General features: G+C 60.7%; 5 protein-coding genes. All 5 read right to left on the reverse strand.

From position 1 onward, the window contains the following. Positions 1-47: 47 nt before the first annotated feature. Complete coding sequence (locus HT737_RS08215) at positions 48-1,208, reverse strand: ABC transporter ATP-binding protein (protein ID WP_027612564.1); 1,161 nt, start codon at positions 1,206-1,208, stop codon at positions 48-50. 2 nt (positions 1,209-1,210) lie between these two features. After that, the gene (locus HT737_RS08220) at positions 1,211-2,056 is read right to left on the reverse strand and encodes a carbohydrate ABC transporter permease (protein WP_007969317.1); all 846 of its coding nucleotides are present in this window, start codon (positions 2,054-2,056) and stop codon (positions 1,211-1,213) included. Further along, entirely contained in the window at positions 2,049-2,957 is a 909-nt protein-coding gene (locus HT737_RS08225; RefSeq protein ID WP_003227452.1) for a carbohydrate ABC transporter permease, read from the reverse strand. The genes HT737_RS08220 and HT737_RS08225 overlap by 8 nt, the downstream gene beginning before the upstream one ends. A gap of 231 nt (positions 2,958-3,188) precedes the next feature. Continuing rightward, positions 3,189-4,490, reverse strand: a complete 1,302-nt coding sequence (locus HT737_RS08230) for an ABC transporter substrate-binding protein (RefSeq protein ID WP_182402157.1) — start codon at positions 4,488-4,490, stop codon at positions 3,189-3,191. Positions 4,491-4,608: 118 nt separating this feature from the next. Further along, complete coding sequence (locus HT737_RS08235) at positions 4,609-5,868, reverse strand: AGE family epimerase/isomerase (RefSeq protein ID WP_182402159.1); 1,260 nt, start codon at positions 5,866-5,868, stop codon at positions 4,609-4,611. Positions 5,869-6,034 lie beyond the last annotated feature (166 nt).

Consider the following 6,034-nt stretch of genomic DNA (forward strand, 5'->3'; position numbering starts at 1 on the left):
CGCTGGCAAGCCAGCTCCCACATGAACCTTATTCCTGCACGGATCTTTTACCGGCCTTTGAATTGCGCGACGTTCGCCGACCGCGCCTCGGTCTGCGCCTGGCCCGCAACGCCCAGACGCTCGCCAGTCTTGGCATCGAACAACAACACTTTCGACGGATCGAATTGCAGGGTCAGGGTTTCGCCCACCTGCGGCGCCACGTCCGGTGCCAGGCGGCAGCAGACCTTGGTTTCGTTCAGGTTGACGAACACCAGGGTGTCCGGACCGGTCGGCTCGGTAACCTGTACTTCGGCCTTGATGCTCGGCAGGCCATTGCCCTCGCCGTTCGCCAGGACAATCTGTTCCGGGCGCAGGCCGAGGATCACTTCGCGATCTTCAAGCCCTGCGTCCTGCATGCTCATTGGCAGTTCGCAACGGGCCTGGCCGCTGTCGAGCAACGCCAGCAGGCGACCGTCCTTGCGTTGCAGACGCAGCGGGATGAAGTTCATCGGCGGCGAACCGATGAAGCTCGCCACAAACAGGTTGGCCGGGTCGTTGTAGATCTCTTTCGGCGTGCCGAACTGCTGAATGATCCCGTCCTTCATCACCGCAACCTTGTCGCCCAGGGTCATCGCTTCGATCTGGTCGTGGGTCACGTAGACCGTGGTGGTTTTCAGGCGCTGGTGCATCAGTTTCATTTCGGTGCGCATCTCGACGCGCAGCTTGGCGTCGAGGTTCGACAGCGGTTCATCGAACAAATAGATCTTCGGCCGACGCGCCAACGCACGGCCCATTGCCACGCGCTGTTGCTGGCCACCGGAGAGCTGGCCCGGCTTGCGGTTGAGCAGGTGTTCGATCTGCAGCAGCTTGGCCACGCGGGCGACTTCTTCATCGATCGCCGACTGGCTCATCTTGCGAATTTTCAGACCGAACTCGATGTTCTCGCGCACGCTCATGGTCGGGTACAGCGCGTAGGACTGGAACACCATGGCGATGTCACGATCCTTCGGGCTCATGCCGCTGACGTCCTGGTCGCCGATCATGATCGCGCCACCGGTGATGGTCTCCAGGCCGGCGATGCAGTTCATCAGGGTCGACTTGCCGCAGCCCGACGGGCCGACCAGGATCAGGAACTCACCGTCCTTGATCGACAGTTCGATGTTCTTCAGGGTATCCGGCAGGCCGGCACCGTAGGTCTTGTTGACGTTGCGAAGTTCGAGCGTTGCCATGATTACCCCTTGACTGCGCCGGCCGTCAGCCCGCGCACGAAATACTTGCCTGCGACCACATAGACCAGCAGGGTCGGCAGCCCGGCGATCATCGCCGCTGCCATATCAACGTTGTATTCCTTGGCCCCGGTGCTGGTGTTGACCAGGTTGTTCAGCGCCACCGTGATCGGTTGCGAATCACCGCTGGAGAACACCACACCGAACAGGAAGTCGTTCCAGATCTGGGTGAACTGCCAGATCAGGCAGACCATGATGATCGGGGTCGACATCGGCAGAATGATCTGCCGGAAGATCGTGAAGAAACCCGCGCCATCCAGCCGTGCTGCCTTGATCAGCGCATCGGGAATGCTCACGTAGTAGTTGCGGAAGAACAGCGTGGTGAACGCCAGACCGTAGACCACGTGCACGAACACAAGGCCGGTGGTGGTGCTCGCCAGGCCCATCTTGCCGAGGGTGAACGAGGCCGGCAGCAGCACAGTCTGGAACGGCAGGAAGCAACCGAACAGCAGCAGACCGAAAAACAGCTGCGAACCACGGAAGCGCCAGAACGACAGCACGTAACCGTTCAACGCGCCGATGGCGGTGGAGATGACCACGGCCGGCACGGTGATCTTGATCGAGTTCCAGAAGTAACCGTCAACCGTGGCCCAGGCCTTGACCCAGCCGATGCCGCTGACCACGGTCGGCCAGCTCAGCAGGTTGCCGGTGCTGATGTCTTCCGGGGTCTTGAAGCTGGTCAGCAGCATCACCACCAGCGGGATCAGGTACAGCAATACCGCGAGGATCAGCACCGCGTAGATCGCCACACGACTGAGGCTGAACGCGGGTTTGGCAGCGAGACTAGTCATGACGCTTGGTCCTCAGCTCGGAGTACAGGTAAGGCACGATGATCGCGAGAATCGCACCGAGCATCAGAATCGCACTGGCCGAGCCCATGCCCATCTGGCCGCGACTGAAGGTGAAGGAGTACATGAACATCGCCGGCAGGTCGGAGGAATACCCCGGGCCACCCGCCGTCATCGCCGCGACCAGGTCGAAGCTCTTGATCGCGATGTGGGCGAGGATCATCACCGCACTGAAGAACACCGGACGCAGGCTTGGCAGCACGACTTTCCAGTAGATGGTCGGCATGCTCGCACCGTCGATCTGTGCGGCACGGATGATCGACTGATCAACCCCGCGCAGGCCGGCGAGGAACATTGCCATGATGAAGCCCGAGGCCTGCCACACAGCGGCGATCACCAGGCAGTACACAACGCGATCCGGGTCGATCAGCCAGTCCAGACGGAAGCCTTCCCAGCCCCAGTCACGCAACAATTTGTCCAGGCCCATGCCCGGGTTGAGCAGCCATTTCCACGCAGTACCGGTGACGATCATCGAGAGCGCCATCGGGTACAGGTAAATGGTGCGGATAAAGCCTTCGCGACGGATACGCTGGTCGAGGAACACCGCCAGCAGCACACCGATCACCAGCGTGATGCCGATGAACATGCCACCGAACACCGCGAGGTTCTTGCTCGCCACCCACCAGCGGTCGTTGTCGAACAGCCGGGCGTATTGCGCCAGACCGGCCCACTTGTAGTTGGGCAGGAACGTCGAGGTGGTGAACGACAGCACGAACGTCCACAGGATGTAGCCATAGAAGCCTACCAGCACGATGAACATGCTCGGCGCCAGCACCAGTTTCGGTAGCCAGCGCTGCAGTGCATCGAACGGCGAGGCTTTGCTGAACACAGCAACAGAACTCATGGAGAAATCCAGTACAGGGAATAAAAACTACAGTGAGATCCCTTGTGGGAGCGAGCTCTGTGGCGAGGGGATTTATCCCCGATCGGCTGCGAAGCAGTCGCGAAACCTTTGCACGCGGTCTTTCTGGTACTCCACCGCTGCAACTTTCCGGGGCTGCTACGCAACCCATCGGGGATAAATCCCCTCACCACAAAGCCCGCTCCCACAAAGAAGGGCCTGCGCTACTGACGGTTATTTGGCCGCCTGAACCGCCGCGCCCAGTTTCTTGGCCGCATCAGCCGGGTCGGCTTTCGGGTCGTTGATGTAGTTGGTCACGACATCAAAGAACGCGCCCTGCACCGCCAGCGTGGTCGCCATGTTGTGCGCCATGCTCGGCTGCAGGCCACCGGACTTGGCGTCAGCCAGGAAGTCCTTGGCAGCGGTCTGCGCGCAGGAGTCGAAACCGAGTTTGTCCATGTTGTTCAACATGTCGTTACGTACCGGGATCGAGCCTTTGTTGATGCTGAAGACTTTCTGGAAGTTTTCCCCCAGCACGACTTTGGCGATGTCTTGCTGACCGGCCGCAGTGCCTTTGTCTTTCTGCTTGAACACCGCCAGGGAGTCGATGTTGTAGGTGAACGCCTTGTCGGTGCCCGGGAAGGCTACGCACTCGTAATCCTTGCCGGCGACTTTCTTGGCGGCGGTCCATTCGGACTTGGCCCAGTCACCCATGATCTGCATGCCGGCCTTGCCGTTGATGACCTTGGCCGCTTCCAGGTTCCAGTCCTGCCCCTTGCCGTCGGCGTCCATGTAGGTCGCGACTTTTTTCAGCTCGGTCAGCGCCTTGACCATTTCCGGGCCGGTCAGCGCCTTGTTGTCCAGATCGACCAGGGCTTTCTTGTAGCCATCCACGCCCATGACCGAGAGCACCACGGCTTCGAACACGGTGCTGTCCTGCCAAGGCTGACCGCCGTGAGCCAGCGGGATGAAGCCCGCACCCTTGAGCTTGTCGCCAGCGGCGTAGAATTCTTCGAGGGTGGTCGGGTTCTTGGTGATGCCGGCTTTCTTGAAGACTTCCGGGTTGATCCACAGCCAGTTCACGCGGTGAATGTTCACCGGTACGGCCACGTAATCACCGTCGTACTTCACGGTATCGGAGACTTTCTTGTCGAGCAGGCTGTCCCACTTCTCTTCTTTGGCCACGTCCTTCAGGACGTCGGTGTCGAGCAGACCGGTGGAGGCCCATTCCTGGATATCCGGGCCTTTGATCTGGGCCACGCCCGGCGGGTTGCCGGCCACGGCGCGGCTCTTCAGCACGGTCATGGCCGTGGCACCGCCACCGCCGGCGACAGCGCCGTCTTTCCAGGTGAAACCGTCTTTTTCAACTTGCGCCTTGAGCACATCGACAGCGGCTTTTTCGCCACCGGACGTCCACCAGTGCACGACTTCGACCGAACCTTTGGATTCGGCAGCAGACACACTGAGAGGCAGAATTGCGAGCGGGAACAGGGAGGCGACAGAAATGACAGTAGCGAGGCGAGAAATCGCATTCATCTGAGATGTACCTTTCTTGTTGTTATGCATGCAAGTCTGGTGCTTGCGCTGCACAGGAGTTTAAACAGGGCGATTCCCTTCGCAGGTAACGAAGGGACGCGCAAATGTCACCACATGGTTACACAGGAACAGCCCGGGATATTTGCGCCAGAGCGGTTGCCATACTCGGTGACAAGGGTAGACGAGGGATCAGTACCGCTTGCCACGCGTGGTAGAGATCGGGTTTGCCCGGCCAGATATCGGCGCTCGGGCGGTTTTGCGGATCGAGTTCGTGGTGCCAGCTGCCGTCACAGCGATCGATGAAATGGCCTTCACAGAATTCCCAGAACAGCCGGTACCAGGTTTCGTATTGCGCATCACCGGTGCGTTTGAGCAAGACGCTGGCCGCCGCGCTGGCTTCGGCATGGGTCCAGTGCAGACGATGTCGCACCACGGCTTTGTTGTCCCAGTCGAGGGTGTAAACGATCCCCGGCGCGCCATCGACGTCCCAGCCGTTTCGGCAATTCTGCTCGAAGAGTTTTTGCGCATCGGTCGCCAGCCAGCCCGGCGTGAGCATCCCTGCCTGGACCCGCGCCGCTTCGAGGTGCAGCAACAGTCGCGCCCACTCGAAACCGTGGCCCGGGGTGGTGCCGTAAGGGCGGAAGCCGTCAGCGGGGTTGTCGTGGTTGTACTCGCGCAGCGGTTGCCAGTCGCGGTCGAAGTGTTCGATGACCATGTAGCCGTTAGCTGCTGCATGACCGTGGATGACCCGCTCGACGATGCGTTGCGCGCGCACCAGCCAGCGCGGGTCTTCAGTGACATCGGCCAGCGCGAGGAACGCTTCGGTGGCGTGCATGTTGCTGTTGGCGCCGCGATAGGCCTCTTCTTCGCGCCAGTCGCGATTGAAGAATTCGCGCATGGCGCCCTCTTCTTCGCTCCAGAAATACGTGTCGATGATGTCGATCGCATCATCCAGCAGCGCCTGGGCGCCGGGACGCTGCGCGACCACCGCCGAGCTGGCCGCGAGCGCAACAAAGGCATGCAGATAGGCATTCTTGCCGGTGTTGCCGTCGCGATGTTCGGCGACCGCAAACCAGCCGCCGTGCAGCGCATCCCGCAATGGACCACGCAGGGCCGCGATGCCGTGATCGACCAGTTCGGCAAACCCCGGCAAACCTTGAATGTGGGCCATGGCGAAGCTGTGGGTCATGCGCGCGGTGTTCATGGTTTCGGCCTGCGCGTTGGCGGGCAAGTGGCCGCGCTCATCGAGGTTGCCGAAGCCTTCGGGCAACCTGGCAGCCTTGGCGAATGCCAGCAGGCGCAGACCTTCGTCGGCGAGCCATTGCTGGTGGGCAGGGGCGTTCAGCCAACTGCTGAAGCCTGGGTGGAAAAGATCCATGAGTGGCCTTTTTTGTTGTTATGACTGCGGGCAGTCTAAACAACGGGCCGGTGTGGTCTTGTAACGAAGGGGACGGGGTTTGTCACCAAGCCGTGACATTAGAAAAGCAAAGTCAAAAGATCGCAGCCTTCGGCAGCTCCTACAGAGTACGGTGTAGGAGCTGCCG

Origin of the sequence: Pseudomonas sp. MD195_PC81_125 (assembly GCF_014060985.1) — a bacterium.
Classification (GTDB): Bacteria; Pseudomonadota; Gammaproteobacteria; order Pseudomonadales; family Pseudomonadaceae; genus Aquipseudomonas; species Aquipseudomonas parakoreensis.